At 71.0% G+C, this 23,559-nt stretch carries 21 protein-coding genes; 9 read left to right on the top strand and 12 right to left on the bottom strand.

The features are described from left to right. Positions 1 to 2: 2 nt before the first annotated feature. Positions 3 to 668 (top strand): SDR family oxidoreductase, encoded by a 666-nt coding sequence (locus tag ACFC1J_RS13515; protein ID WP_375906866.1) that lies wholly within the window; start codon positions 3 to 5, stop codon positions 666 to 668. Between the two features lie 30 nt (positions 669 to 698). Here the strand turns inward: ACFC1J_RS13515 and ACFC1J_RS13510 are convergent, their stop codons facing one another. After that, the gene (locus ACFC1J_RS13510; RefSeq protein WP_375906863.1) at positions 699 to 1,769 is read right to left on the bottom strand and encodes a winged helix DNA-binding domain-containing protein; all 1,071 of its coding nucleotides are present in this window, start codon (positions 1,767 to 1,769) and stop codon (positions 699 to 701) included. Positions 1,770 to 1,925: 156 nt separating this feature from the next. Between ACFC1J_RS13510 and ACFC1J_RS13505 the strand changes: the two genes are divergently transcribed. Genes ACFC1J_RS13505 through ACFC1J_RS13495 form a run of 3 tightly spaced genes read left to right on the top strand, consistent with a single transcriptional unit; the run spans position 1,926 to position 4,798 of the window. Beyond that, positions 1,926 to 3,338 carry a ferric reductase-like transmembrane domain-containing protein gene (locus ACFC1J_RS13505; protein ID WP_375906860.1) on the top strand — a complete coding sequence of 471 codons (1,413 nt, stop codon included), beginning with the start codon at positions 1,926 to 1,928 and terminating at the stop codon, positions 3,336 to 3,338. A gap of 33 nt (positions 3,339 to 3,371) precedes the next feature. After that, positions 3,372 to 3,938 carry an FMN-binding protein gene (locus ACFC1J_RS13500; RefSeq protein WP_375906857.1) on the top strand — a complete coding sequence of 189 codons (567 nt, stop codon included), beginning with the start codon at positions 3,372 to 3,374 and terminating at the stop codon, positions 3,936 to 3,938. Next, positions 3,935 to 4,798, top strand: coding sequence for an FAD:protein FMN transferase (locus tag ACFC1J_RS13495; protein ID WP_375906854.1), 864 nt, complete (start codon positions 3,935 to 3,937; stop codon positions 4,796 to 4,798). The genes ACFC1J_RS13500 and ACFC1J_RS13495 overlap by 4 nt, the downstream gene beginning before the upstream one ends. Positions 4,799 to 4,861: 63 nt before the next feature. Here ACFC1J_RS13495 and ACFC1J_RS13490 read toward each other — a convergent pair whose 3' ends face one another. The 3 genes from ACFC1J_RS13490 to ACFC1J_RS13480 all read right to left on the bottom strand — a co-directional run bounded on the left by ACFC1J_RS13490 (position 4,862) and on the right by ACFC1J_RS13480 (position 8,118). Continuing rightward, the gene (locus ACFC1J_RS13490; protein ID WP_375906851.1) at positions 4,862 to 5,881 is read right to left on the bottom strand and encodes a sensor histidine kinase; all 1,020 of its coding nucleotides are present in this window, start codon (positions 5,879 to 5,881) and stop codon (positions 4,862 to 4,864) included. Further along, positions 5,878 to 6,546, bottom strand: a complete 669-nt coding sequence (locus ACFC1J_RS13485; protein WP_375906848.1) for a response regulator transcription factor — start codon at positions 6,544 to 6,546, stop codon at positions 5,878 to 5,880. The genes ACFC1J_RS13490 and ACFC1J_RS13485 overlap by 4 nt, the downstream gene beginning before the upstream one ends. Before the next feature lie 120 nt (positions 6,547 to 6,666). Continuing rightward, positions 6,667 to 8,118, bottom strand: coding sequence for a glyceraldehyde-3-phosphate dehydrogenase (locus tag ACFC1J_RS13480; RefSeq protein WP_375906845.1), 1,452 nt, complete (start codon positions 8,116 to 8,118; stop codon positions 6,667 to 6,669). Positions 8,119 to 8,356: 238 nt separating this feature from the next. Between ACFC1J_RS13480 and ACFC1J_RS13475 the strand changes: the two genes are divergently transcribed. Beyond that, on the top strand, positions 8,357 to 9,685 hold the full coding sequence (locus tag ACFC1J_RS13475) for an amidohydrolase (RefSeq protein WP_375906842.1): 1,329 nt from the start codon (positions 8,357 to 8,359) through the stop codon (positions 9,683 to 9,685). A 306-nt stretch (positions 9,686 to 9,991) separates the two neighbouring features. On the opposite strand, the gene ACFC1J_RS13470 is transcribed toward ACFC1J_RS13475, so the two are convergent. The 7 genes from ACFC1J_RS13470 to ACFC1J_RS13440 form a co-directional block, all read right to left on the bottom strand. Next, positions 9,992 to 10,975, bottom strand: coding sequence for a methyltransferase dimerization domain-containing protein (locus ACFC1J_RS13470; protein ID WP_375906839.1), 984 nt, complete (start codon positions 10,973 to 10,975; stop codon positions 9,992 to 9,994). An 86-nt stretch (positions 10,976 to 11,061) separates the two neighbouring features. Continuing rightward, entirely contained in the window at positions 11,062 to 11,787 is a 726-nt protein-coding gene (locus ACFC1J_RS13465) for an alpha/beta fold hydrolase (RefSeq protein WP_375906836.1), read from the bottom strand. A 46-nt stretch (positions 11,788 to 11,833) separates the two neighbouring features. Then, positions 11,834 to 12,421, bottom strand: coding sequence for a TetR/AcrR family transcriptional regulator (locus ACFC1J_RS13460; protein ID WP_375906833.1), 588 nt, complete (start codon positions 12,419 to 12,421; stop codon positions 11,834 to 11,836). Positions 12,422 to 12,489: 68 nt separating this feature from the next. Continuing rightward, positions 12,490 to 13,323, bottom strand: a complete 834-nt coding sequence (locus ACFC1J_RS13455; RefSeq protein ID WP_375906830.1) for an ATP-binding cassette domain-containing protein — start codon at positions 13,321 to 13,323, stop codon at positions 12,490 to 12,492. After that, on the bottom strand, positions 13,320 to 15,149 hold the full coding sequence (locus tag ACFC1J_RS13450; protein ID WP_375906827.1) for a dipeptide/oligopeptide/nickel ABC transporter permease/ATP-binding protein: 1,830 nt from the start codon (positions 15,147 to 15,149) through the stop codon (positions 13,320 to 13,322). Before ACFC1J_RS13450 ends, ACFC1J_RS13455 begins: the two co-directional genes overlap by 4 nt. Continuing rightward, positions 15,146 to 16,087 carry an ABC transporter permease gene (locus ACFC1J_RS13445; protein WP_375906824.1) on the bottom strand — a complete coding sequence of 314 codons (942 nt, stop codon included), beginning with the start codon at positions 16,085 to 16,087 and terminating at the stop codon, positions 15,146 to 15,148. The genes ACFC1J_RS13450 and ACFC1J_RS13445 overlap by 4 nt, the downstream gene beginning before the upstream one ends. Positions 16,088 to 16,178: 91 nt before the next feature. Beyond that, entirely contained in the window at positions 16,179 to 17,711 is a 1,533-nt protein-coding gene (locus tag ACFC1J_RS13440; RefSeq protein WP_375906821.1) for an ABC transporter substrate-binding protein, read from the bottom strand. A 329-nt stretch (positions 17,712 to 18,040) separates the two neighbouring features. Here ACFC1J_RS13440 and ACFC1J_RS13435 point away from each other — a divergent pair, with 329 nt between their 5' ends. Beyond that, positions 18,041 to 19,567: a DUF222 domain-containing protein gene (locus tag ACFC1J_RS13435; protein WP_375906818.1), complete on the top strand. Its 1,527-nt coding sequence runs from the start codon at positions 18,041 to 18,043 to the stop codon at positions 19,565 to 19,567. Between the two features lie 55 nt (positions 19,568 to 19,622). Here the strand turns inward: ACFC1J_RS13435 and ACFC1J_RS13430 are convergent, their stop codons facing one another. Then, positions 19,623 to 20,579, bottom strand: a complete 957-nt coding sequence (locus ACFC1J_RS13430; protein WP_375906815.1) for an aldo/keto reductase — start codon at positions 20,577 to 20,579, stop codon at positions 19,623 to 19,625. Positions 20,580 to 20,678: 99 nt separating this feature from the next. On the opposite strand from ACFC1J_RS13430, the gene ACFC1J_RS13425 reads away from it, so the two are divergent. From ACFC1J_RS13425 to ACFC1J_RS13415, 3 genes are read left to right on the top strand one after another with little or no spacing between them, the layout of a single operon-like run. Continuing rightward, the gene (locus ACFC1J_RS13425; protein WP_375906812.1) at positions 20,679 to 21,398 is read left to right on the top strand and encodes an SDR family NAD(P)-dependent oxidoreductase; all 720 of its coding nucleotides are present in this window, start codon (positions 20,679 to 20,681) and stop codon (positions 21,396 to 21,398) included. A gap of 46 nt (positions 21,399 to 21,444) precedes the next feature. Then, positions 21,445 to 22,545 carry a zinc-binding dehydrogenase gene (locus ACFC1J_RS13420; RefSeq protein ID WP_375906809.1) on the top strand — a complete coding sequence of 367 codons (1,101 nt, stop codon included), beginning with the start codon at positions 21,445 to 21,447 and terminating at the stop codon, positions 22,543 to 22,545. A 14-nt stretch (positions 22,546 to 22,559) separates the two neighbouring features. After that, positions 22,560 to 23,528, top strand: coding sequence for an aldo/keto reductase (locus ACFC1J_RS13415; protein WP_375906806.1), 969 nt, complete (start codon positions 22,560 to 22,562; stop codon positions 23,526 to 23,528). The last annotated feature ends 31 nt before the right edge of the window (positions 23,529 to 23,559 follow it).

Here is a 23,559-nt window from a genome sequence, read left to right as displayed (position 1 = left end):
GCATGCCCCTCGCTCTCGTCACCGGCGCTGCGCGCGCCGACAGCATTGCGGCGGGGATCGTGCCACGCCTTCGGAACAGCGGCTGGACGGTCGTCACGAGCGATCTGAGCGATGCGGACTTTCCGGCGGATCTGTCGACCGCGGACGGACCAGAGGCCCTCGTCGCCGCGGTGGCGCAACAGCACGGAACGATCTCGGCACTCGTGCTGAGCCACGCCCACGACGTCGAGTCGGGGATCCTGGACACGACCGCCGAGAGCTTCGATCGCCACGTGGCGATCAACGCCCGTGCCTCGCTTCTGCTGATCGCGGCGTTCGCCCGGCAGGCCGGGCCCGAGGGCGGCGCGATCGTCGCCCTCACGAGCGACCACGTGACCGGGAATCTTCCCTACGGGGCGTCCAAGGGCGCGCTCGACCGCATCGTGATCTCCGCGGCTCGCGAGCTCGGGCCGCAAGGGATCTCCGCGAATGTCCTGAACCCGGGACCGATCGACACCGGCTGGATGGACGAGGGGATCCGCGAGCACCTCGCCGGGCTGACGCCGCAGGGGCGCCTCGGTCGCCCGGCCGACGTCGCAGCCCTGGTGGACTTCCTGATCTCCTCTGAAGGACGCTGGGTGTCCGGTCAGCTGCTCAAGTCCGACGGCGCGTTCTCCGCCGAGTTCTGACCCGGGCCTCCGCGCGGCGGCGAGCGACCGTCAGTGCGCCGACACGAAGTCGGCGTAGCGGCGCAGGGCCGAGGTCACGGCAGCGGGATCCGGAGTGGGCTCTCCTCGGAAGAGCTCGGGGATCGGCTCGTCGCGGTGCCTGCCGACCGCGGCCGAGTGCGTCCAGGCGCCGGCGATGCGGCCCCCCGAGAGCAGGCTCGCGCGCACCATGCCGTTCTTGCCGGGGCCGATCAGCGCCATGCTCTCCGCCGTGGCCACCGCCGAGCGGTCGGCGTAGGAGATGTAGTACTCGTCGAACATGGGCAGCGCGAGGGTCGCCGCATCGTCCGCTCCAGCCGCACGGCGCGGGCGGACCGCACCGATGAACACGCCCTCCGCCTTCTCCGTCACCCTCGCCCGCCCCCGCTCGACCGCGTCGCGCGCCACGGTGATCGGAAGGCCCGTCCACCAGGCGAAGTCGTCGACCGTGACGGGCCCGTGGCCGTCGACGTACCGGACGAACAGTTCGGCGAGCGGATCGTCCGGCGGCGCGGTCTCGGGGAGCCACTCCTCGGCGAGCAGGAACAGCTGCTCGCGCGAGACCGCGTCGTCCCGGTGCACGACCGGCCCCTGCACGAGGATGCCTCGCACGTTGAGCGCGTAGATGAGGTGCACCCCGCGCTGGCCGGCCGGATCGACGCCGATCTCGGCGAGATCGTCGAAGAGCTGGGCCCTCGTGCGCCCTCCGTCGGCGAGGCGCTCGCGGAACGCCGACTCGACCCGCGCGACGAGGGCGTCGTCGATGCCGAGCTGGCGCTGACGCGTCGCGTCCTGCCGGAGCTGCCGATCGCCCGTCACCGACAGCACCCAGCGCACGTCCTCCGCGGGGATCACGTGCAGCGTGCCGCGCATCGTGTGCGTGCGCACGAGCTCTCCGCGGTCGAACGCCGCATCGACCCCGGCGAGCGTCGGAGCACCGGACGAGCGGATGCCGAGCGCCCAGCGTCCGGCGACGAACTCCTGACCCTGCACGGCGAGCATGTGCCGGGCGGCGGCGACGGGCGTGCGAGCGGGGGCGGTGAGCCGGTGCGAGCGGAGCCGTTCGCTCAGGAGTGCCGTCATGGGTCCATCATGCCGTGGGCTCCGGACATCGCGCCGGGCTGCGGACGTGTAAGGGGGCGCGGTTCGAACCTGTCGGATTCGATGAGTTCCCTATGACGATCCTCAAGAGGCTCGATTCTTGGGCCTCTCTGTCAGACCGCCGCCGACGATGGTGCCATGGCAACGCTCACGCCCCTCGCTCCCACAGGGCCCCTCGTCGCGACCCCGCGACGCCGGCTGCGACCGGCGCTCTGGCGCCTGGCCGCGGTGACGCTGATCTGGGCGACGAGCCTGTTCGTGCTCGCGCTCTGGGTGAGCGGCGCCGGGGTCCAGTCCTTGCTCGCCTTCGACGGCGACTCGGTCACGACGCTCGGTCGCCTGACCGGTCTGGTCTCGGCGAATCTGCTGCTGTACCAGGTGCTGCTCATGGCCAGGGTGCCGGTGTTCGAGCGCGGTTTCGGCCGCGACGGCATCACGCGACTGCACCGCCTCGTGGGCTTCTGGTCGTTCTGGCTGCTCCTCGCGCACCTCGCGCTCATCACGATCGGCTACGCGATCACGGCGCACACGAACGTGCTCGTGCAGGCGTGGGACTTCGTCTGGGACTACCCTGGCATGCTCCTGGCGACCGCGGGGACCGTCCTGCTGATCCTCGTCGTGGTGACCTCGATCCGCCGTGCACGCCGCCGGTTGCGGTACGAGTCCTGGCATCTCCTGCACCTGTACGGCTACCTCGGCGTGGGCCTCGCGATCCCGCACATGCTGTGGACCGGCGCGGACTTCACGGCCTCGGCCGGCGCGACGTTCTACTGGTGGGGGCTGTGGGCCGTCACCGCCGCCTGCGTGCTGTGGTTCCGCGCCGCCGTGCCGTTGATCCGCAGCGCTCGCTACGGACTGCGGGTGGTCGCGGTCGCCCCCGACGGACAGGATGGTGTATCGGTCCGCGTCGCCGGCCGGCAGGTCCACCGCCTCGGCGCCAGGGCCGGGCAGTTCTTCATCTGGCGCTTCCTGGACGGTCCTGGTTGGACGCGCGGGCACCCGTTCTCGCTCGCCGCAGACCCGGCGGGGAACGAGCTCGTCATCTCGGCCCGCCGCGTCGGGGACGGCACCGACCGCCTGGCCGAACTGCGACCCGGGACGAGGGTCATGGTCGAGGGTCCGTACGGGCACATGACCGGCGAGCGCCGCAGCGGATCCCGCCTGCTCATGCTCGGCGCGGGAGCAGGCGTCGCACCGCTCGTCGCGCTGCTCGAGTCCGAGCCGTACGCGCCGGGCGAGGCGATCCTCGTGACGCGCGACCACTCCGCCGTGCACGGACTGCGCCGCGCGGCGATCGACCGGCTCGCGGTGTCGCGCGGGCTCGTGCACTACACGCTGCACGGCCGCCGCGCCGATGCGGGCACGACCTGGGTGCCCGCGACCCACGCCGAGTGGGACGGCGCTCAGCTGCTGCAGCGCATCGCCGGAGACCTGTCCCTGTACGACGTCTACCTGTGCGGGCCGACCTCCTGGATGCAGAGCATCCGCCGGGATCTGCGCACCGCGGGTGTCCCCGTCGAACGCATCCACAGCGAGGCCTTCGCCGTCTGAGCGGCGGGTGCCGGAACCGAGAGCGAGAGAACCATGAAGAAGATCGTCTACGCCATCCTCGCCACCGTGACAGGGCTGGTCCTGCTGTTCAGCTACCGCACCTCGCTCGAGGTCGTCACGCCGGCCGCGAGCGGCGCCGCGGGGACCACGGGGGCCACCGGGACCGCCGGCACGACGAAGAGCGCGACCGGCTCCTCGACCGGGTCGAGTTCGGGCGGCACCTCCTCCGCCACGGGCCCGTCCTCCTCGACGTCCGGCACCGGAGCGGGATCCGGCACCTCCTCGGGTTCCACCGACTCGACCACGACCTCCTCCGGCCTCAAGGACGGATCCTTCACGGGCCAGGCCGTCGACACGCGCTACGGCGCCGTGCAGGTCGTGATCACCGTGTCGGGCGGGCAGATCACCGACGTCTCCGTGCCGCAGTATCCGAACACCGAGCGTCGTGACGAGGAGATCAACGCGCAGGCCCTCCCGATCCTGGTCTCGGAGACGAAGAGCGCCCAGTCCGCGCAGATCGACATGGTCTCGGGCGCCACCTTCACCTCGGATGGGTACACCCAGTCGCTGCAGAGCGCGATCGACCAGGCGAAGGCATGAGCGCCGCCGTGCCCTCCGCCTCCGCATCCGCCGCGCGATCCACGGCCGCGCCCCACCGCCACGTCCGCACCGCCGTGCTCATGGGAACGGTGGCGAGCGTGCACGTGCTCACCGCGACCGCCTCCACCACCCCTGCCGTCGGCACGCGGATCGCGGCCGCGCAGAGTGCCGCGCTCGACGAGCTGCACGAGCTGGATGCGCTGTTCTCCCCGTTCCGCGCGGACTCGCAGATCTCGCGGCTGCGCGACGGCGCGCTGCACCCCGAGGATGCGGACCCGCGGATCCTCGAGGTCCGCGAGGCGTGCGCGCGACTCGCGTCGGCCAGCGACCGGCGGTTCGATGCGAACCGGCACGGCTGGTTCGATCCCACCGGCTACGTCAAGGGCTGGGCCGTCGAACGCGCGACCGCCCGCCACCTCGAACCCCTGCTCGTCGAGGACGGCGTGATCGCCGCCGGGCTCTCCACGGGTGGCGACATGCAGCTGCTCACCGCGCCGGGAGCGGACTGGACGTGGAACATCGGGATCGCGGACCCGCTCCGCCCCGGTGCCTTGCGGGCCCAGGTGCCGCTGCGCGACGGCGCCGCCGCGACCTCGGGCCCGGCCGAGCGGGGCGCGCACATCGTCGACCCGCGCACGGGACGCGCGGTGGTCGACGCCCCGACCGCGACCGTGATCGCCGAGCGCCTGAGCGACGCGGACGCCTGGGCGACGATCGCCGTGGTCGCCGGCTTCGACGACCTCACCTGGCTGCGCGCCGCGCCCGACTGCTCGGGGATGCTGATCGCGCCGGATGGCCGGATCCGGCGCTGGGCGCACGGCGTGGAGGTCGCCGAGGCGGCGGAGTTCATCCTGCGCTGAGAGCGAGCGCGACGAATCGGGTCATCCGCAGGCGTTTCGGTCGTCGCCCCGCGCCGTCCTCGCTCAACGACCCCGGGGCGGCGCGAGGGGCAGGCGCAGCAGGAACGTGGTGCCGGCCTCGGACGTGCTCTCGATGGCGACCGATCCGCCGTACCGCGTGGCCACGTCGCGCACGAGTGCGAGGCCGAGTCCGAAGCCGCGCCGCCGCCCGGTCTCGGGACCGCGGGCGAAGCGCGTGAAGATGCGCTCGCGGTCCTCGGCGCGGACGCCGGGGCCCTGATCGACGACCCTGAATTCTGCGGAACCGCGGGAGGCTCCGCTGCCAGGTCCGATCACGATCGCGACCGACGTACCCCGGGGTGCGTGCTGCACGGCGTTGTCGAGAAGGGCGGTGCACAGCCGAGTCAGCGTCACCTCTGGCACCGCGACGGAGAGGCCGGGACCGGCGTCCGGCTGCAGCTCCACCCCTGCATTCTCGGCGATCGGGCGGATCAGCTCGACCGCGGCCTGCGCCGCGACCGCGGCATCCGCCACCGCGGCGAGGACCGGTCCCTGGTCCGCCTGCGCCGCGAGCAGCAGCTCGGTCAGGATGTCGTCCATGGCCGCCGTGTCGCCGCGCAGCCGTTCGAGAGCATCGTCGATGCCCTCTCCGCGGGCGACGCGGCGCTGCAGGATCTGCACGCGGCTGGACAGGGCGGTCAGCGGAGTGCGCAGCTCATGGCTCGCGTCGGCCACGAAGTCGCGCTGCGCCCGCAGCGCCACCGCGAGCGGCGCGACCGCGCGCCGCGCCGTGAGCCAGGCGATGAGGCCGAGCAGCGCGACGCCCACCACTCCCAGCACGATGACCCAGGGCACCACGCCGTCCACGTCGACCACGATGTGGTCGGGGTCGTTCAGCACGAAGCCACCGGGCCTGGAGCCGGCCGTGATCCTGTCGCCGCCCTGCGGGCGCGAGGTCGCCCGGATCACGGCGATGAGGATGCCGACGCCCGCGGCGATCACGGCCGCCGAGGCGACGCCGGTCCACAGTCCGATCTGCCGCGCCATGCGCCGCACCCGATCGCGGTCCGCGGATCCGCTCATGCCGGATCCCCCGCACGGTAGCCGCGCCCGCGCACGGTGTCGATCATCTCGGGAGTGGTCTTGCGCCGGATGTAGTGCACGTAGGTGTCGACGGTGCCGACCCCGTCCGCCGAGGAGAACACCCCGCGCAGGATCTCCTCACGGCTGAACACGCGCTCGGGGCTCGCGGACAGGAACTCGAGGAACGCCGCCTCGGTCGCGGTCAGGGACACCCTCGCCCCGGTCGGCGCATGCAGCACCCAGGAGTCCGGGATGAAGGTCCACTCCCCGATCGCCCTGCGCCGGCCCTCGGCCTGGAAGCCCCGGCGCAGCGCGCGCAGCCGGGCGAGCAGCTCGTCGAAGTCGAAGGGTTTCGTGAGGTAGTCGTTGGCGCCCGCATCCAGACCCTCCACCCGGTCCGGGATCGCGCCGAGCGCGGTCAGCATGAGCACGGGCGTCGTGATCCGCGCGGTGCGGATCGCTTCGACCAGGCTCGCCCCGTCCAGCCCGGGCAGCCGGCGATCCACGAGCATCACGTCGTACCGTTCGCCGAGCGCGCGGCGCAGCGCGACCGCGCCGTCGGTCACGTGGTCGACGGCGTAGGTCTCGCCGAGCACCTCGAGGGTCATCTCGGCGATGTCGGCGTCGTCCTCCACATAGAGCAGCCGCGGCCGGGCGTCGATCATGCGGGCCTCCTGTCCTCAGGATTGCACCACACCCGCTCCAAGACGAGGCCCAGGAAACGCGAAGGGCGCCAGGGCGAGCGCTCGACAGCGCACCGCCCGACGGCCGTCGGCGGCCAGAACTCAGCCCTGCAGCGTGACCTCGCGGCGCACCGGCAGGACGACCGGGTGGGAGCCGGCCATGACCTCGAGCACGCGGATGACCTGGCTCGAGTAGCCGAACTCGTTGTCGTACCAGACGTACAGGATCACGTCGGTGCCGTTCGCGATGGTCGCGAGGCCGTCGACGATCCCGGCCCTGTGCGAGCCGACGAAGTCCGTGGAGACCACCTCGGGCGACTCCACGTAGTCGATCTGCTGGCGCAGCTTGGAGTGCAGCGAGACACGGCGCAGGTAGTCGTTGATCTCGGCCTTCTCGGCTGGGCGCTCCAGAGTCAGGTGCAGCACGGCGAGAGACACGTCGGGCGTGGGCACGCGGATCGCGGATCCGGTCAGCTTGCCGGCCAGCTCCGGCAGAGCCCTGGCGACGGCCTTCGCGGCGCCGGTCTCGGTGATGACCATGTTCAGCACCGCCGAGCGGCCGCGGCGGTCGCCCTTGTGGAAGTTGTCGATGAGGTTCTGGTCGTTCGTGAAGGAGTGGACCGTCTCGACGTGGCCGCGGACGATGCCGTAGGCCTCGTCGACCGCCTTGAGCACGGGGGTAATCGCGTTCGTCGTGCAGGATGCGGCGGACAGGATCCGATCGGCGTCCTCGATGGTGCCGTGGTTGATCCCGTGCACGATGTTCTTCAGGTCGCCCTTGCCGGGTGCGGTGAGCAGCACGCGGGCGACGCCGGTGGACTCGAGGTGGCGGCTGAGGCCCGCCTCATCGCGCCAGCGGCCGGTGTTGTCGACGACGATCGCGTCGCGGATGCCGTAGGCGGCGTAGTCGATCGTGCCGGGGTCGTCCGAGTAGATGACCTGGATCCGGGTGCCGTTGGCGATGAGCTGCGAGTTCTCCTCGTCGACGTCGACGGAGCCCTCGAAGCGGCCGTGCACGGAGTCGCGCAGCAGCAGGGAGGCGCGCTTGACGAGGTCGTTCTCGGCGCCCTTGCGCACCACGATCGCACGCAGCCGCAGGCCGCTGCCGCCGCCCGTGTGCGCGATGAGGATGCGGGCCAGCAGGCGCCCGATGCGGCCGAAGCCGTAGAGCACGACGTCGGTGGGCTCGGCAGGGGCCGTCTCGCCCAGCGCCGGGGCGAGCTCGGCACGGAGCCGTTCGACCATCTCGGCGGCGCCGCCCTGCGCGTGCTCCACGAGACGCCCGATGTCGAGCGAGGCGGAGGAGGGTGCGAGCTCGCGGAGCGCCTCGAGCACGGCGAGGGTGTCCTCCAGCGGAAGCTCGTCGTGGCCGAGACCGGCGACGCGCTCATGCACCTCGAGGATCTCGGTGGTGGACAGGCCGAGCAGGCGATGCCCGTGCAGGGACGTGACCACGTCACGATCGCGGTTCAGCCCGCCGATCAGCGGGATCATCCGCTCGGCGAGTTCTTCTCTGGCCTTCCAGTCGTCGCGGCGCGCGGCGAAGTCGTTCATCAGCGTCCTTGCAAGCACATGCGCCAGGGGATCGATGGCGCGGGATCGGGTGGGGCGGATCCGCCCCTATCCAGGGTAGGCGGCCCCCTCAGACGCATCCGACCGATCCGGGTTGCAAGAATCGGCCTTCTTTGCGCCTCGCACAAGGCGAGCGCCTGCCTCTGGGGATCGAGGCACGCGATGCCGGGGAATCCGCATCCCCGGAAGCGCCGATCTATTCGTCTACACTAGTGGAATAATGAATCAGAAACCACCCGGTGACTACGCCGACCTCCTCCTACGCGGCGGACGGATCCGCACCCTCGACGCGGAGGGAGCGACGACCGACGCCCTCGCCGTCCGCTCCGGTCGCATCGTCGCCCTCGGCGCCGATGCGCTCCGGATGCACGCGACGGAGACCATCGACCTCGACGGCCGCACCGTGCTCCCCGGCGTGAACGATGCGCACCTGCACGCGGCCTGGCTGGGCGCGCGCTGGCCGCACCTGTTCTTCTCCCCCACACCCCCGTCCGCGCAGCCGTCGGGCGCTCTCGTGCACACCGCCGCGGAGCGCCGTGCCGCCCTGCAGAACGCCTGGCGCCTGCTCGCCGAACTCGGCATCACGAGCTACACCGAGCCGGGGATCGGGCCGGGTGAGGACGCCGGCGAGACCGGCTGCTTCGGCACCGCCATGATGGACGCCTACCTCGCGCTGCACCGCGAGAAGGCGCAGACGGCGCGGGTGACACTGCTGCGCCTGTTCGGCACGCTGGACGGATCCGCGAAGCTCGAGGACTTCGCATGCGGCATCCGCACCCCGGTCCCTACGACGGATCCGCGCTGGCTCGCGGTGACCGGTGTGAAGATCTTCGCGGACGGGATCCCTCCCATGACGACCTCGTGGGTGAGCGAGCCGTACCCCGACGGCACCATGGGCGAGCTGCTGCCGCAGAGCGCGGGCGGTGCCTTGCACGCCTACCGGCGCATGATCGCGATCGCGCTCGAGCGCGGCGAGCAGATCGCGGTGCACGCGACCGGTGACCGGTCGATCGAGGAGTTCCTGCGCGTGCTCGAGGAGCATCCAGGGTCCTCCGGCGCGGCACCGCACTACGTCGTGCACGCCGACCTCGCGAGCCCCACCCAGATCGAGCGGATGCGCGCTGTCGGGGCGGGCTTCGCCGTGCAGCCTCTCATCGCCGAGCACACCAGGCACTGGGCGGGCGTGCAGCTCGGCCCCGAGCGCACCGCCGCCGCGTGGCCGCTCAGCGAGATGCTCGCCTCCGGGGTGCTCACCACGATCACGAGCGACGCTCCGATCGCGACGCCGGACTGGCGCATCGGGCTGGACGCCTCGCTCGCTCTCCTGGGCCGCGACGACGCCGGCATCCGCGAGCAACTGCTCCGGCGCGTGACCATCGACCCGGCCCGTCAGGACGGCGCGGCGGCTTGGAAGGGTTCGCTCGAGGTCGGCAAGGTCGCCGACATCGCGGTGCTGGACGAGGATCCCGCCGGCCCCGGCCGCTCCTTCGCCGGCATCGGCATCGCGCGCACGATCGTCGACGGCCGGACGGTGTTCGTGCGGGGGTGAGCGGGCAGAACCCTGCCTCGCGCTCGGTCGAGACCCCGCGAACTCACCGGATCCTGCCGAGTGCACGGGTTCTTCACGCGAACAGGCCGTGCACTCGACGGCTTTCCGTGCACTCGGCGCGATGCGGTACCCAACGAACCGGTGCACTCGACGCCATCCCGTGCACTCAGCGCGTCACCCGCACGCACGAAACAGGCGGGCGACGCGTCCGCTCGTCGCCCGCCCTGGATCCGGCCCCGTCCGCGAGAGCCGGATCCTGACGCGCGGCCTCGCCCGGAACAGGAGCCGGGCGAGGCCGCGCCGCTCTCACACCGCCGTGGCGATGAGCACCCGCGGGCTCGCGGGGAGAGCGATCTTCTCGCGCACCTCCCAGCCCGCGTCGGCCAGCCAGCCGCGCACCTGCGCCTCGGGATAGACGACCGTGCCGTCGATCACGAGGTACTCCCCCGCGTGCAGCGCGTCGATGCCGCGCTGCTGCGCGTCGTCGTCGAGGAAGAAGTCGAGCACGGTGAGGGTGGCGCCGGGCACCGCCGCGGCCCTGAGGTTGCGGAAGATCTGCGCGTTCTCCTCGGCCGAGAAGCGGTGGATCACGTGGTTCGCGAGCACCGCATCGTAGGCGCCCTGCGGCTGCGCGGTCGCGGTGTCCCCGGTCTCGACCGCGGCGCGGTCGGCCACACCCGCCTCCTCGATCGCCTCCGCCACGCCGCCCTCGAACCCGGGCGCATACAGGAACGTGGTGCGCAGAGCGGCGTTGCGCTTCATCACCTCCAGCGCGAAGCCCGCCGACAGCCCGCCGAAGTCCAGCGCGTTCGTCGCCGCGGAGAGGTCGACGAGACGGCCGAACTCCTGCGCGTGCAGGGCGTTGTAGGTCATGACCCCGGCCATGAAGGTGCCCCAGCGGGCGTCATCCATCTGCAGGTCCCCCGGCTCTGCCGTATCGACCGTGTGCCCGAACTGCAGCCAGTGCGGGTAGCTGATCTCGCCGAGGAACGTGAGGAACGGGGCCAGGTCGAGGGCGGAGGACTCCCCCGCGAGATACGCGGCCGCGTCCGGCTCGAGCGCATAGCGTCCGTCCGCACGCGTCAGCAGCCCCTTCCCCGCCATCGCGTCGGCGAGGATCTGCGCGATGCGCTCGCTCACGCCGGTGCGCTCCGCGATCGTGGGAACCGTGTCGGCGCCCGCGGCGATCGCGGCGAACAGGCCGATCCGACTGGCTTCGAACAGCTGCTTCGAGGCCATGTAGCCCGTCGCGATGTCCAGGATGCGCGCGGCGTCGGGTGTCGTCGTCATGTGTATTGCCTTTCGTGAGTGGTAAGTCTACGAATGTAGGAAGAACCGGACAGGAGGTGCCCTCCGACAAGCTCGGGACAGGGGTGCTAGCCCTCGGCGAGGAACTCCACGACGGCGGTGCGGAACTCCGGCGCGTGCAGCGCGGCCAGGTGGTCGCCGGGCACGCGCACGACGCGCGAGTCCTGCAGCGCGGCGGCGAGCACGTCGATGCCCTGCGCCATCGGATCCTCGACCCCGCCGATCAGCAGCACGGGCTGCGACGGCGCACCGACCGCGGGGTCGAACGGCCCGGACGCGAGCCCCTCGATCAGGTCCAGCAGCTCCCCGGGACGGTTTCCCGGCAGCGTCGCCATGCCCAGGATCATGCCCGTGAGCGGATCCGCGGCGGCCGGCCCTCCGGCGAGCGCGGCGCGCGCGGCGGGCAGATCGACCATCGTGAACGGCTCGATCGGGCTGAGCCCGCCGAGCACGACGCGCCGCACCACGACCCCGGGATGGCCGGCGAGCGCCCAGGCCAGCCGCGCCCCCAGCGAATAGCCGACGACGTCGATCTCCTCGCCCGCACAGGCCGCGGCGACGGCGCCTGCGAGCAGGTCGACGACCGCCGAGGTGGAGAGCACGACCGCCCCCGGGCTGTCGCCGTGCGCGGGCAGGTCCACGAGCACCGCGGGACGATCCCCGAGCACCGGATCCCACTCGGAGGCCGGCCAGTCGAGGCGGGCACGCGAGGCGAGACCGTGCAGGAACAGGACCGGCCGGCCGGTCCCCTCGCCACGGGTGACAGACAGGGCGTTCTCGGGTGCGCCGGTCATCGGGCGCCCTCCTCTCGATGAAGCACGGAGGCCGCCCGCGATCCGGTCAGCGCAGCCGCGCGAGGAACTGGTCGATGTAGGCCTCGTAGTCGGGGATGCGGTCGCCTCCCGGATACATGAGGTTGATCACGGTCGCGCCCACGGCGACGGAGATGAACTCGTTCGCCATGGCCCCGTAGTCGAGGTCGCGGATCGAGCCCGCGTCGCGGGCCGCCTCCATCCGATCGACGAGCATGCCCCGCCAGCGCACGAGATGGGTCTGGTAGAGCTCGGCGAGCGACTCGTTCGACATCGCATACTCCCAGAGCGCCAGGAGCACCCGGCCGCTCGCGATCTCCTCCTTGTCGCTCGGCAGCGTGCCCACCAGCACCTGGCGGAGCATCTCGTCGGGGGTCAGCTCGGCGGAGATCGCCTTCTGCAGCCAGACGTCGTGTTCGTGCAGGACGGTCTCGAACGTCGCCGCGACGATGCTCTCCTTGCCCGGGAAGTAGTGCTTCAGGGCGCCGTTCGCGAAGCCCGCCTCCGCGGCGATGCTGCGCATGGTCGCCGCTTCGAACCCGCCCTTGAGAATGATCCCCTTGGCGACCTCGACGATCTCCCGACGACGCTGATCGTGATCGATGATCTTCGGCATGGGTTCCTTCCGACGTGGCGTCCGGCGACGGCGCGCACCCGGGCGCGGACGTGCGGAATCGCTGCCTGCTACCGTACCGGGGCATCCGCGGCCTCGCGCAGCGCGAGCCATTCGGCACGGCGCGTCCTCTGCTTCACGGGGTCGGCGACCGGCGAAGCCAGCCGCAGGCGCTCGGCGTACGGGTGCCGAGGTGCGCGGGTGATCTGCTCCCCCGCGCCGGTCTCGACGATCTCGCCGTGATACATCACGGCCACGCGGTGGCACACCCGGCGGACGACGCCCAGGTCGTGCGAGACGAAGAGGTAGGAGACGCCCGTGTCGCGCTGCAGCTCGATGAACAGGTCGAGGATCGTCGCCTGCGTGGTGAGGTCGAGGGCACTGACCGGCTCGTCGCACACGATCAGGCGCGGCCGGCGCACGAGCGCCCGCGCGATGGCGATGCGCTGACGCTGCCCGCCGGAGAACTCGCTCGGGTAGCGGTCCATCGCGGTCTCGGGAAGACGCACGCGGTCGAGCATCTCGCGCACGCGCGCCTGGGCCTCTGCATCGCCCAGCCCGCTCGTGAGCAGCGGCTCGGACAGGATGTCGCCGATCGTCATCGCCGGATTCAGGGATCCGTACGGATCCTGGAACACGACCTGCAGGTCGTCGGCCAGCGCGCGGCGCCCGGACCGGCCGAGCGCGGTGATGTCCTTCCCGTCGAAGCGGATGCTGCCGCCGGTCACGGGCGCGAGGCCGAGGATCGCCTTGCCGAGCGTGGACTTGCCGGATCCGGACTCGCCCACCAGGCCCATGCACTCCCCCGGCGCGACGTCGATCGAGACGCCGCGCAGAGCCCGGAACGCCTTGCGCCCGCGGCCGTACTCGACGACCAGATCCTGTACTTCGAGCAGCGCGGTCATGCGCGCACCTCCGTCGCATTCGTCGCGCCCGCGGCATCGTCGCCGAGCGTCGCGCCGCCCGCCGCGTCGAGCTCCGCTCGCCCGGCAGCTTCGTCGAGCGAGGCCGCGATGAGCTCGCGGGTGTAGGGCTGCTGAGGCTCCGCGAACAGGGGATCCACGTCCCCCTGTTCGACGATCTCGCCGCCGCGCATGACGATCACGCGGTCGCAGATGTCGGCGACGACGCCGAAGTTGTGCGTCACGATGAGCAGCGCCATGCCGTACTCCTGCTGCAGTTCGCGCAGCAGCTCGAGCACTTCTGCCTGCACGGTGACGTCGAGCGCCGTCGTGGGCTCGTCCGCCACCAGGATGGAGGGACGGCCGGAGATCGCACCGGCGATGAGCACGCGCTGGGCCATGCCGCCGGAGACCTGATGCGGATAGCTGCGCATGACGCGGTCCGGATCCGAGAGCCCCACGCGCAGCAGCACCTCTCGGGCCCTGGCCTTCGCATCGGCCGCGCTCATGCCGTGCACGCGGCGCAGGGGCTCCACGAGCTGGTGGCCGATCGTGTACGACGGGTCGAGGTTGCTCATCGGCTCCTGCGGCACGTAGCCCAGCTCGCGTCCGAGCAGCGCCTGGCGTTGCTTCGGCGAGGCGTGTGCGACCTCGTGCCCCGCGATGCGGATGGCGTCGGCGGTGCTCGCGCCGCTCGAGGGCAGCAGGTCGAGCACCGAGAAGACCGTCTGCGACTTGCCGGATCCGGATTCGCCGACGATGCCGACGACTTCTCCCGCGGCGACGTCGAGCGTCACGCCGTGCACGACCTCCACGACACCGCTCGGGGTCGCGTGGCTCACCCGCAGGTTCTCGACGCGCAGCGCAGATGCCTCCGCGGTGTGCCGCACAGTGCCGGTCGCGGGGGCGCTCGCGGTCGCCGTGTCGGCTGCGGTACCGCGCCGGCGACGCAGCCGCGGAGTGCGCACCTGGGCGAGCTCGGCGAGCGTCGAACCCATGATCGCGAGCACCGCGATCGTGAGGCCGAGCGCGACAGAGGGCCACAGCAGCATGAGCGGATACGTGAGCATGAGGCGGAAGCCCTCGAGCATCATCGCGCCCCAGCTGGGCACGTTCGAGTCGCCGATCCCGAGGAACTGCAGGCCCGCCTGCATGCCCATCGCCATCCCCGCGGTGAGCGCGGTCTGGATGATGACGGGCGGGTAGACGGCCTTCACCACGTGCCGGGAGATGATCCGCGCATCGGAGAGGCCGGACACGCGGGCCGCGTCGATGTAGGGCTCCTCGCGCACGGTGAGCGTCTGCGACCGGGCGATGCGGAAGTAGCCGGGGACCATGAACACGCCGACCGTGACCATGAGCAGCTCGAAGTTGTTGCGGCTGCCCGCGGCGACCACGAGCAGGATGATCATGCCGGGGATCGACTGCAGCGCGTCGCTCACCCACATCGCGACGCGATCGAACGGGCCGCGGAAGTAGCCCGCGGCGACACCCGCCGGAACGCCGATCACGACGGCGGTGACGATCGTGATGAGCGCGCCCCAGATCGTGATCCGAGTGCCGAAGATGAGCCGGCTGAGGATGTCACGGCCGGTCGAGTCGGCTCCCAGCAGATGCGCGGCAGAAGGCGGGGCCTTCGCGGCCGCGAGGTCGACGAAGTTCGGATCCATCGGCGCGAGCAGCGACGCGAACACGCCCACCAGCACGATGAGGACAAAGACCGCGAGAGGGATCCAGCCGCCCGGGTGGCGGAGGAACCGGCGGAACAGACCAGAACGGCGGCGCTGCTTCGCGCGGTCGAAAGCGACGCGGATGTCGGTGGTGGTCATGCGACGCGCACCTTCGGGTTGATCCAGCCGAGCACGAGATCGAGCAGGAGGTTGATGATCACGACGAAGACGACCGACACCACCGTGATGCCGAGCAGCATCGGGATGTCGCCGTTCTGCGAGGACTGGTTGGTCAGCATGCCGATACCGGGGAGGCTGAAGATCTGCTCCACCACGATCGCGCCGCTGAGCAGCCCGACGAACATGAGCGCGATGACGGTGAGCGCCGCGGGCGACGCGTTGCGCAGGATGTGCAGGTTGACCCGGGTGGCGGAGAGGCCGCGGCTGCGGAGCGTGCGCACCCAGTCCTGCCGGCTCTGCGCGATCACGGCGTTGCGCAGCTGCTCCGACACGGCCACGACGCCGCCGAGCGCGAGCGAGATCGCGGGAAGCGTGAGCGAGCGGATCCAGCCGTCGACGGACTGGGATGGCTGCACGTAGCCGACCGCGGGGAACCACTTCAGCTGCACGGCGAACCACAGGACGAGCACCAGGCTGACCCAGAAGCCCGGCAGCGCGAAGAGCACGACCGAGACGCCCTTGAGAGCGCGATCGAACCAGGTCCCAGGGCGCAGGCCGGCGATCATCCCGAAGGTGAGGCCGAGGACGGCGGTGAGGAGGGTCGCGAAGGTCACGACCGAGAGCGTGACCGGGATCTTGATCGCGAGCTGGGCTCCGACGGGCTGGAAGTTGCGCCAGGAGGTGCCGAAGTCACCCGTGGCGAGGTGCGAGAACCAGTCCCAGAACTGGACCAGCAGCGGACGGTCGATGCCGATCCTCGTCGCCAGCGCCGCCTGCTGGGCGGGGCTCGCGGTGGTGCCGAGCAGCGCGGCGGTCGGATCCTTGATCGCCAGATGCGCGAGGAAGAAGGTCGCGACGGAGACGACCACGAGCAGCACGATGCCGGACAGCAGCCGCTTCGCGGTGAACAGGAGCATGGGGGCCTCTCGGGGGTGCGGGCGGTGGAGGACCGGTCGTCGAACGGGGGCGCTTTCGGCATCCTCGCTCGACGACCGGTCAGGGAGGGCGTCAGCCCTTGGTGATGTAGCGGAGCGTGGGGAACATCATGCCGACGATCGGCTGGACCTTGATGCCCTGGACGCTGTAGAAGGTGTTCTTCGCCTGGTACCAGACGGACCACCAGGCCTGATCGACCAGGGCCTTGTTGAGCTCCTTGATCGCGGCGGTCTGGTCGGCGCCCTTGGACTCCTGCACCTTCGTCACGAGCGGCGCGAGGACCGTGTTGCTCGCGTAGTCGGGGTTCGGGTTGAACCACTGCTTGCTCGTGACCTGGCGCTGCACGGTCGCGACGTCATTGCCGTCCATGGCGAGGAAGGAGATGAACATCGGGTAGTTCGGCGCGTTCGTCTGGTAGTCGGGCATCTGCATGTTGTCCCAGGTGACCTTCACGCCGATCGCCGTCAGGGCCTGCTCTGCCGAGGGCTTCCACATCTCGAACACGGGCGACATCGGCATCGAGATGCTGAAGCCGTCGGCGTAGCCGGCCTTGGCCAGCAGATCTTTCGCCTTGGCGACGTCGTACGCGTAGGTCTTGTTCAGCGACGGGTCGTTGACGTCGCCGCCGCCGGGGAAGACCTGGTTGGTCGTGACGCCTGCGCCGTTGCCGACCGCCTTGAGGACCGCGGCGCCGTCGAAGGCGTAGTTCAGGGCCTGGCGCACCTCGACACTGCCGAGCGGCTTGCTCTTCGCCCCGGTGTGGTCCGTGATCACGAGGCCGGCCCAGCCGGAGACCCGGTCGGCGGTGTTCCAGCCCTGCTGGTCGGCCTGTGACTGGTTGGCGACGTCGCCGTACTCGAGGTTGATCTGGCCGCTGAGCATCGCGTTGTGCCGTGCGGTGGCGTCCTGGATAGGGAAGATCGCGAGGTTCGAGAACGCGTAAGTCTTGGCGTCCCAGTGATCCTTCACCTTGGTGAAGTGGTACTCGCTGCCCGCGACGCTCCTGGTGCTGTCCAGCACATACGGGCCGGATCCGATCGGATCCTTGCCGAGGGTGCCGGCCGCGATCGCCGTGGGCGACATGATGTAGCTGCGGCCGAGGCCCATCAGGTACAGGATCGTGTCGTCGCGCTGGGTGAGCGCGACCTCGACCGTGTGGTCGTCCTTCGCGGTGATCGCGGAGACGTTCGTGTACGCCTCGCCGGAGCGGGCGCCCGCCTTGAGGTACTCCAGACTCTTCACGACGGCGTCAGCATCGACCTTCTCGCCATCCGAGAACGTCGCGTCGGTGCGGAGGTCGAAGTCGATGGTCTTGTCGTCGTCGGACACGGTCCACTTGGTGGCGAACGACGGGACGGGCTTGCCGTCCTTGTCAAGGGCGACCAGGGTGTCGTAGACGGCGGAGAGGTACGGCCCGTCGAAGCCGATGTCAGCCAAGGACGGATCCCAGGACGTGACGTCCAGGAAGTTGCCGACGCTGAGGTCGTCCGGGGCGTTCGCGGCGGCGCCGTCGCTCGTCTGCGTGGCGCCTGCGCCACCGGAGCAGCTGGTGAGGGCGAGGGCAACGGCCACGGCCGCGGCGATCGCGAGGGGCACTCGTTTCATGGTTCCTTCTCTCGGTGCGGGTTGGGGGAAGAAGGTTCGAAGAGCCTTCGGCCGCGCTCCGGGGAGCCTTACCGACGTCACTTCGATGTGTCGTTGCGTTTAGTCTACAGATGTGGAAAAAGAGCGCAAGCCCTGCTGCCCCACAACGCCCACCGCAGGGCCCTCCCGACTTGCCGTGGAGCGCGTGAGTCCTGTCTTGTCGCGCATGCCTGAGGTTCCTGGCTCGTCGATCGTCCTCCACAGTTTGGTCTTCTGACGAGTTCTGCACCGTTTGGAAATCTGGGTTGATCTGGGGTTCGAATGTCGGTGGTGGCGGGGAGGATGGGGGTATGAGGACGTTGGATGCGATCGCGGCGCTGATCCCGGCCCTGGCCGGGCGGATCGGTGCGGGTGCGGGCGCGTCGGAGGTGCAGGCGGTTGTGGAGGGGCTCGCGGATGACGCGGCGGTGGCGGTGCTTCGTGAGGCGGGCGAGGTCGGGCGGTTGGTGGAGCAGGTGCAGGTGATCTGCGCCGGGGTGATCGCACGACGCTCGACACGGGACGCGGGACACACGGGGTTGGCGCAGGCGCGCGGGCACCGGTCCGCGGCGTCGCTGGTGCAGGAGCTGGGCGGGATGAGCAAGGGCGAAGCCGCCCGGCAGGTGCGAGTCGGGGAAGCACTGCTCGACGACGGTCGCGACGGCGAGACACCCTCGGAAGGCGCAAGCGCGGATGTCGGCGCTGATGCCGAGGCGTCCGGGGCCGGAGCGCCGGATGCGCTCACCACGCGGGACTGGAGGCAGGTGCTGCGGGAAGGGCTGCGGTCAGGGGCGGTGACGTCGGCACAGTTCGACGCGATCCGTCGCGGACTCGGCGACCCGCCCACCGCACCAGACGGTTGCCCTGACGCCGACCGTGCCGCGTACGACCACACCACCGGCGATGCGTGGGCGGAGGCCGCCGTGCAGCTGATCGAGGAGGCAGGGCGGCGGACGGTGGAAGAACTGGCCGCTGCGGCCCGGACGGTGCGGGATCTGCTCGACCCGGACGGGGCCGAGGCCCGGTTCCTCGCCCGGTACGAGAAGCGGGCGTTCCGGACCTGGTTCGACCCGGACGGTGTCCGGCGGGCGTCGATCGCGTTCGACGACGAAGGCGGCGCCTACCTCGACACGATCTTCAACGCCGCGTTGCGGCCCCGCCGCGGCGGACCCCGATTCGTCGACCCCACCGAGAAAGCCTCCGCCGCAGACCTCGCCGCGGATCCACGCACCAACGACCAACTCTCCTACGACCTGCTCCTCGACCTCATCCGCGCCGGAGCGCTCGCGGACCCTGCCGCGGTGTTCGGCACCCGGCAAGCCGGGGTCCGGCTCGTCCAGCAGATCACAGGCGACGGCACACCCGCCCGGATCGCGGTCACCGAAGACGGCCTGCACACGGTGCCCGCCACGGTCGCGGAACGACGGATCTGCGACACCGGGACCCTCCCCGTCACCGTGGATGCGAGTGGGAACCCCCTCGACGTGGGACGCGAATCACGACTGTTCACCCCGAAACAACGCGTCGGGCTCGCCATCAGAGACGGTGGGTGCCGGTGGGCGGGGTGCGACCGGCCCGCGTCCTACTGCGAAGCCCACCACATCGACGAATGGACCCGAGACGACGGCCACACGAACATCGACCGCGGCATCCTGCTCTGCCGGTTCCACCACATGCAACTCCACCACGGACGATGGCACATCACCCGCCACCACAAACACGACTTCGTCCTACACCACCCCGACGGACAACGATCCGTCCTGCACCCGAGACTCCCCCTCCGCTACGCATGGGGAGACACCGACCCACCACCCAAACGAATCCACCCCACCGCCTGAAACCGACCCCGGAGGAGGCCGGGTCAGGCAGGCGATGAGCGCACCGCAGCGCGGATCACCACGACCCGTCGTCATTGATCTCCCCGTCCACCTGTAGACCGGCCAGCGCCTCGCGCACTTCGTCCCCGCGCTCCGCGACGAGCGCGAGGGCTGCATGATTCTGCTCGAGCTGCGCGATCCGGGAGGCGCCGAACAGCACGTTCACCGCCGCCGGATGAGTGAGGCAGAACGCGATCCCGAGGGCAGCGGGCGTCACCCCGAAACCGTCGGCAATGCGGGCGACCTCGGGATACAGCGCGAGGATCCGCTCGCGGATGCCCCCGACATCGGCGCCGATCTTCCGCCGCGGCGCGAGTCCGGTCGCGAGGATGCCGCCCTCGAACACGTCGGACGCCTGCAGGGCGAGCGAGCCGTCTGCGAAGAGCGGACCGTACGATGCGCCCTCGGCCATCGCCCGGCGGGCGATGCCGTACTTGAGCTGGGCGAACGACGGCCCGACGAGACCGATGTCGGCCGCCGCAGCCAAGGCGGCCCGCGTCTGTCCGATCCGCCAGTTGTTGATGCCCCAGCCGCCCACGAGCCCTTCGGCAATGAGCTCGTTCACGTCGGCGACGATGCGCGCGACGTCGGGCTCGTCCTGGTAGTCGCCGACCACGAGCGTGTCGAAGCGATCCAGGCCGGCACGCTCGAGACTCTCCGTCAGCTGCCCGCGGAACGACTGGTTCGGCCAGTCCCACAGCCAGAGCTTGCCGCACAGCACGATCTCGCCCCGCGCGACGCCGCTCGCCCGCAGCGCCTCACCGAACAGGACGTCGGTCCGGGAGTTCTCGGCGTGCGGACCCATGTTGTAGTACGCGACGTCGAAGAACCCGGCGTCGAGATCGACGGCACGGCGGATCATCGCCACGGCGTCGTCGGGATCCATGCGGTCCCAGGTGTTCCAGGACCCCAGCGCGAGCGGCGGGACGGCGAGCCCGCCGAGGGTCTTGCGGGGCAGCGTGAGCGCGGTCATGAGGCTCCTTCGGCTCGGTCCGCGAACCCGGCGAACCCGGGTTGCGTTTTTCTATGCGTGTAGAATATAACGGAGATGCCCCGTCAGAGAGGACGTGAGATGACCATCTCCCCCCGCCGCATTCTCGTCACCGGAGGAGCCTCCGGGCTCGGCCGCGGCATCGCCGCCGCCTTCCGCGACGCCGGAGACGAGGTGATCATCGGAGATGTCAACGCCGCGGCCGCGACCTCGGTGGCCGCCGAGCTCGGAGCCACGGCGATCGCGTTGGACATCTCCGATCCCGACGCGGTCGCGGCCGCCGGTGCCGCGCTCGGCAGCATCGACGTGCTCGTCAACAACGCCGGCGTCGTGCTCGGCGGCGGCACCCAGCAGCAGGTTCCGCTCGAGGTCTTCGACGCCGCCGTGGCCGTGAACATCCGCGGCACGTTCCTCATGCTCCGCGAGTTCGCCCCGCGCCTGCCCGACGGCGGCGCAATCGTGAACACCTCGTCGATCGGCGGGCGCCAGCCCACGCCGGGCATGGGCCACTACGAAATGACCAAGGCCGCCGTCGACGCGATGACGCGCACCGCCGCGATCGAGCTCGCCGGCCGCCGGATCCGCGTGAACGCCGTCGCGCCCGGCCCGATCCTCACCCCACTCACCGCCGGCTTCGCCACCGACCCCGGAGCGCGCGCCGCCTGGGAGGCGCGCATCCCGCTCGGCACGATCGCCGAGGTCGATCAGGTCGCCCCGCTCGTCGTCTTCCTCGCCAGTTCCGCCGCGAGCCACATCACCGGCGTCTCCGTCCCCGTCGACGGCGGCCAGCTTCTCGTCTGACCGCCCCTGCTCCCGAGATGAACGCCCTGATCCCGGAAGGATCCGCATGACCCTCCCCACCTCCACCCGCGCGGCCGTGCTCACCGAGCACGGCGCTCCGCTCGCCCTCCAGGAGCTGCCGCTCCCCGCCGAGATCGCACCAGGCGCCGCCCTCGTGCGGATCTCGTGCTCAACCCTGTGCGGCACCGACATCGAGATCTGGGAAGGACGGATGACCTTCCCCGGCATGCTTCCGATGGTGCTCGGCCACGAGATGGTCGGCGAGATCGTCGCCCTCGGCGAGGGTACCGTCGACGCCCTCGGCCGCCCGCTCACCGTCGGCGACCGGATCGGCTGGTCCGAGTCGACCTGCGGCGAGTGCTACGGCTGCGTCGTGCTGCGCGAGCCCGTGCACTGCTCCCGCCGCGGCTACGGCTTCCTGCAGCGCTCCGACGTGCCGCCGTACGCGACCGCGGGCCTGTCCGAGTTCGCCTATGTCACTCCGGGCGCGGCGAAGCTGCTGCTGCCGGAGGCGGTCAAGGACACCTGGGCGTCGATGGCCGGCTGCGCGGCGAAGACCGTGCTGCGCGCGTTCGAGCGCGGCGGGCGCCTCCGGCCCGGCTCCACGGTGGTCGTGCAGGGCGCGGGCGCGCTCGGCATCTTCGCGACCGCGGTGGCGAAGATCTCGGGAGCAGGACGCGTGATCACGGTCGGAGCGCCCGCCGCCCGGCTGGAGCTCGCGGCGCGCTTCGGCGCGGACGCGGTGGTCGACTTCCGCGACGGCCCCGTAGCCGCGCAGGTCCTGGAGCTCACCGACGGCCGCGGCGCGGACCACGTGTTCGACTTCGCCGGTGCGCCGAGCGTGGGACCGGACGCCGTCGGCATGGCCGCGCAGCGCGGCACCGTCGTGATCGTGGGATCCACCGGCCCCCTCGGCGACGCCTTCCCCGTGAGCGCCCTCATGGGGAAGGAGCTGACCATGGTCGGCTCGCTCAACGGCGACATCGCCGACTACGCGCGCTCGATCGACTTCTTCCAGGCCTTCGCCGACCGCTTCCCGTGGGATGACCTGTTCAGCGCGCCGGTCGGACTCGATCAGGCCTCGGAGAAGATCGCGCACATGCACCAGCTCGATGAGGTCAAGGCCGTCATCGATCCCCGTCTGTGAAGGAGACAGCGACCATGAGCGCAGCCACCACCGTCCTCCCCCGGCGTGAGATCGGCACGAGCGGCATCCCCGCATCGCTGTTCTCGCTCGGATCCTGGCACACCTACGACCGCATGGACTTCGGCGACGCCACTGCCATGCTCCGCGAGGCCGTCGACCGGGGCGTGAACCTGTTCGACGTCGGCGTGTACACCGGCCCCGGCATGCCCCCGGCGTTCACCGACGTCATCTTCAGCGCGATGGTGCGCGCCGCGGGCCTGCGGCGGGACGAGTGGCTGCTGTCGTCGAAGCTCTGGCTCGAGGCGTTCGGCGCAGACGGCTTCCGCCCGCAGCTCGAGAACGCGCTGTTCCGCGTCGGCGTCGAGCACGCGGATCTGGTGATCCTCGGCGATCTGCGCCGGGACGACCTGGAGCTGCGCGACCTCGTGCTCGATCTCGCCGCCCTCGCCGAGGCCGGGCTCATCCGAGCCTGGGGCGTGAACAACTGGTCCGCGACCTCGATCCAGACCCTGATCGACGTCGCCGCCGCCGAGGGCGTCCCCGGCCCGCAGATCGCGCAGCTGAAGTACAGCGTCTCGCGCCGGTCCATCCCCGACGGCGCACCCTTCGCGAGCCTCTGGCAGCAGGGCCTGACGCTGCAGGCCTCGGACTGCCTGGAGGGCGGCGTGCTCGCCGGGAAGGTGAACGGCGATCGGCAGATCGGTCGGGATCCGGGTGACATCCGGCAGCGCATCATCGACGACGTGCCCGCGTTCACCGCGCTCGCGGAATCGCTCGAGGTCACGCCGGCACAGCTCGGGATCGCGTTCACGCTCACGCATCCCGCCCTCGTCACAACCCTCTTCGGCGCGTCGAGCATCGCGCAGCTGCGCGCGAACCTCGACGCGGCCGCGCTCGTCGACCGGATCGGCGCCCCCGAGCTCCGCGAGCTGGTCGCGCCGTTCTGGGCCGACCGCGACGTCGTGGACCCCGAAGGCCCCTGAAGCCCGCTCGGTCGCAGAAACTCACCAGAAA

The organism is Microbacterium sp. NPDC056052 (assembly GCF_042266785.1).
Classification (GTDB): Bacteria; Actinomycetota; Actinomycetes; order Actinomycetales; family Microbacteriaceae; genus Microbacterium.
The sequence above is the reverse complement of the archived record's forward strand: the minus strand, read 5'-3'. Positions and strand labels throughout refer to the sequence as shown.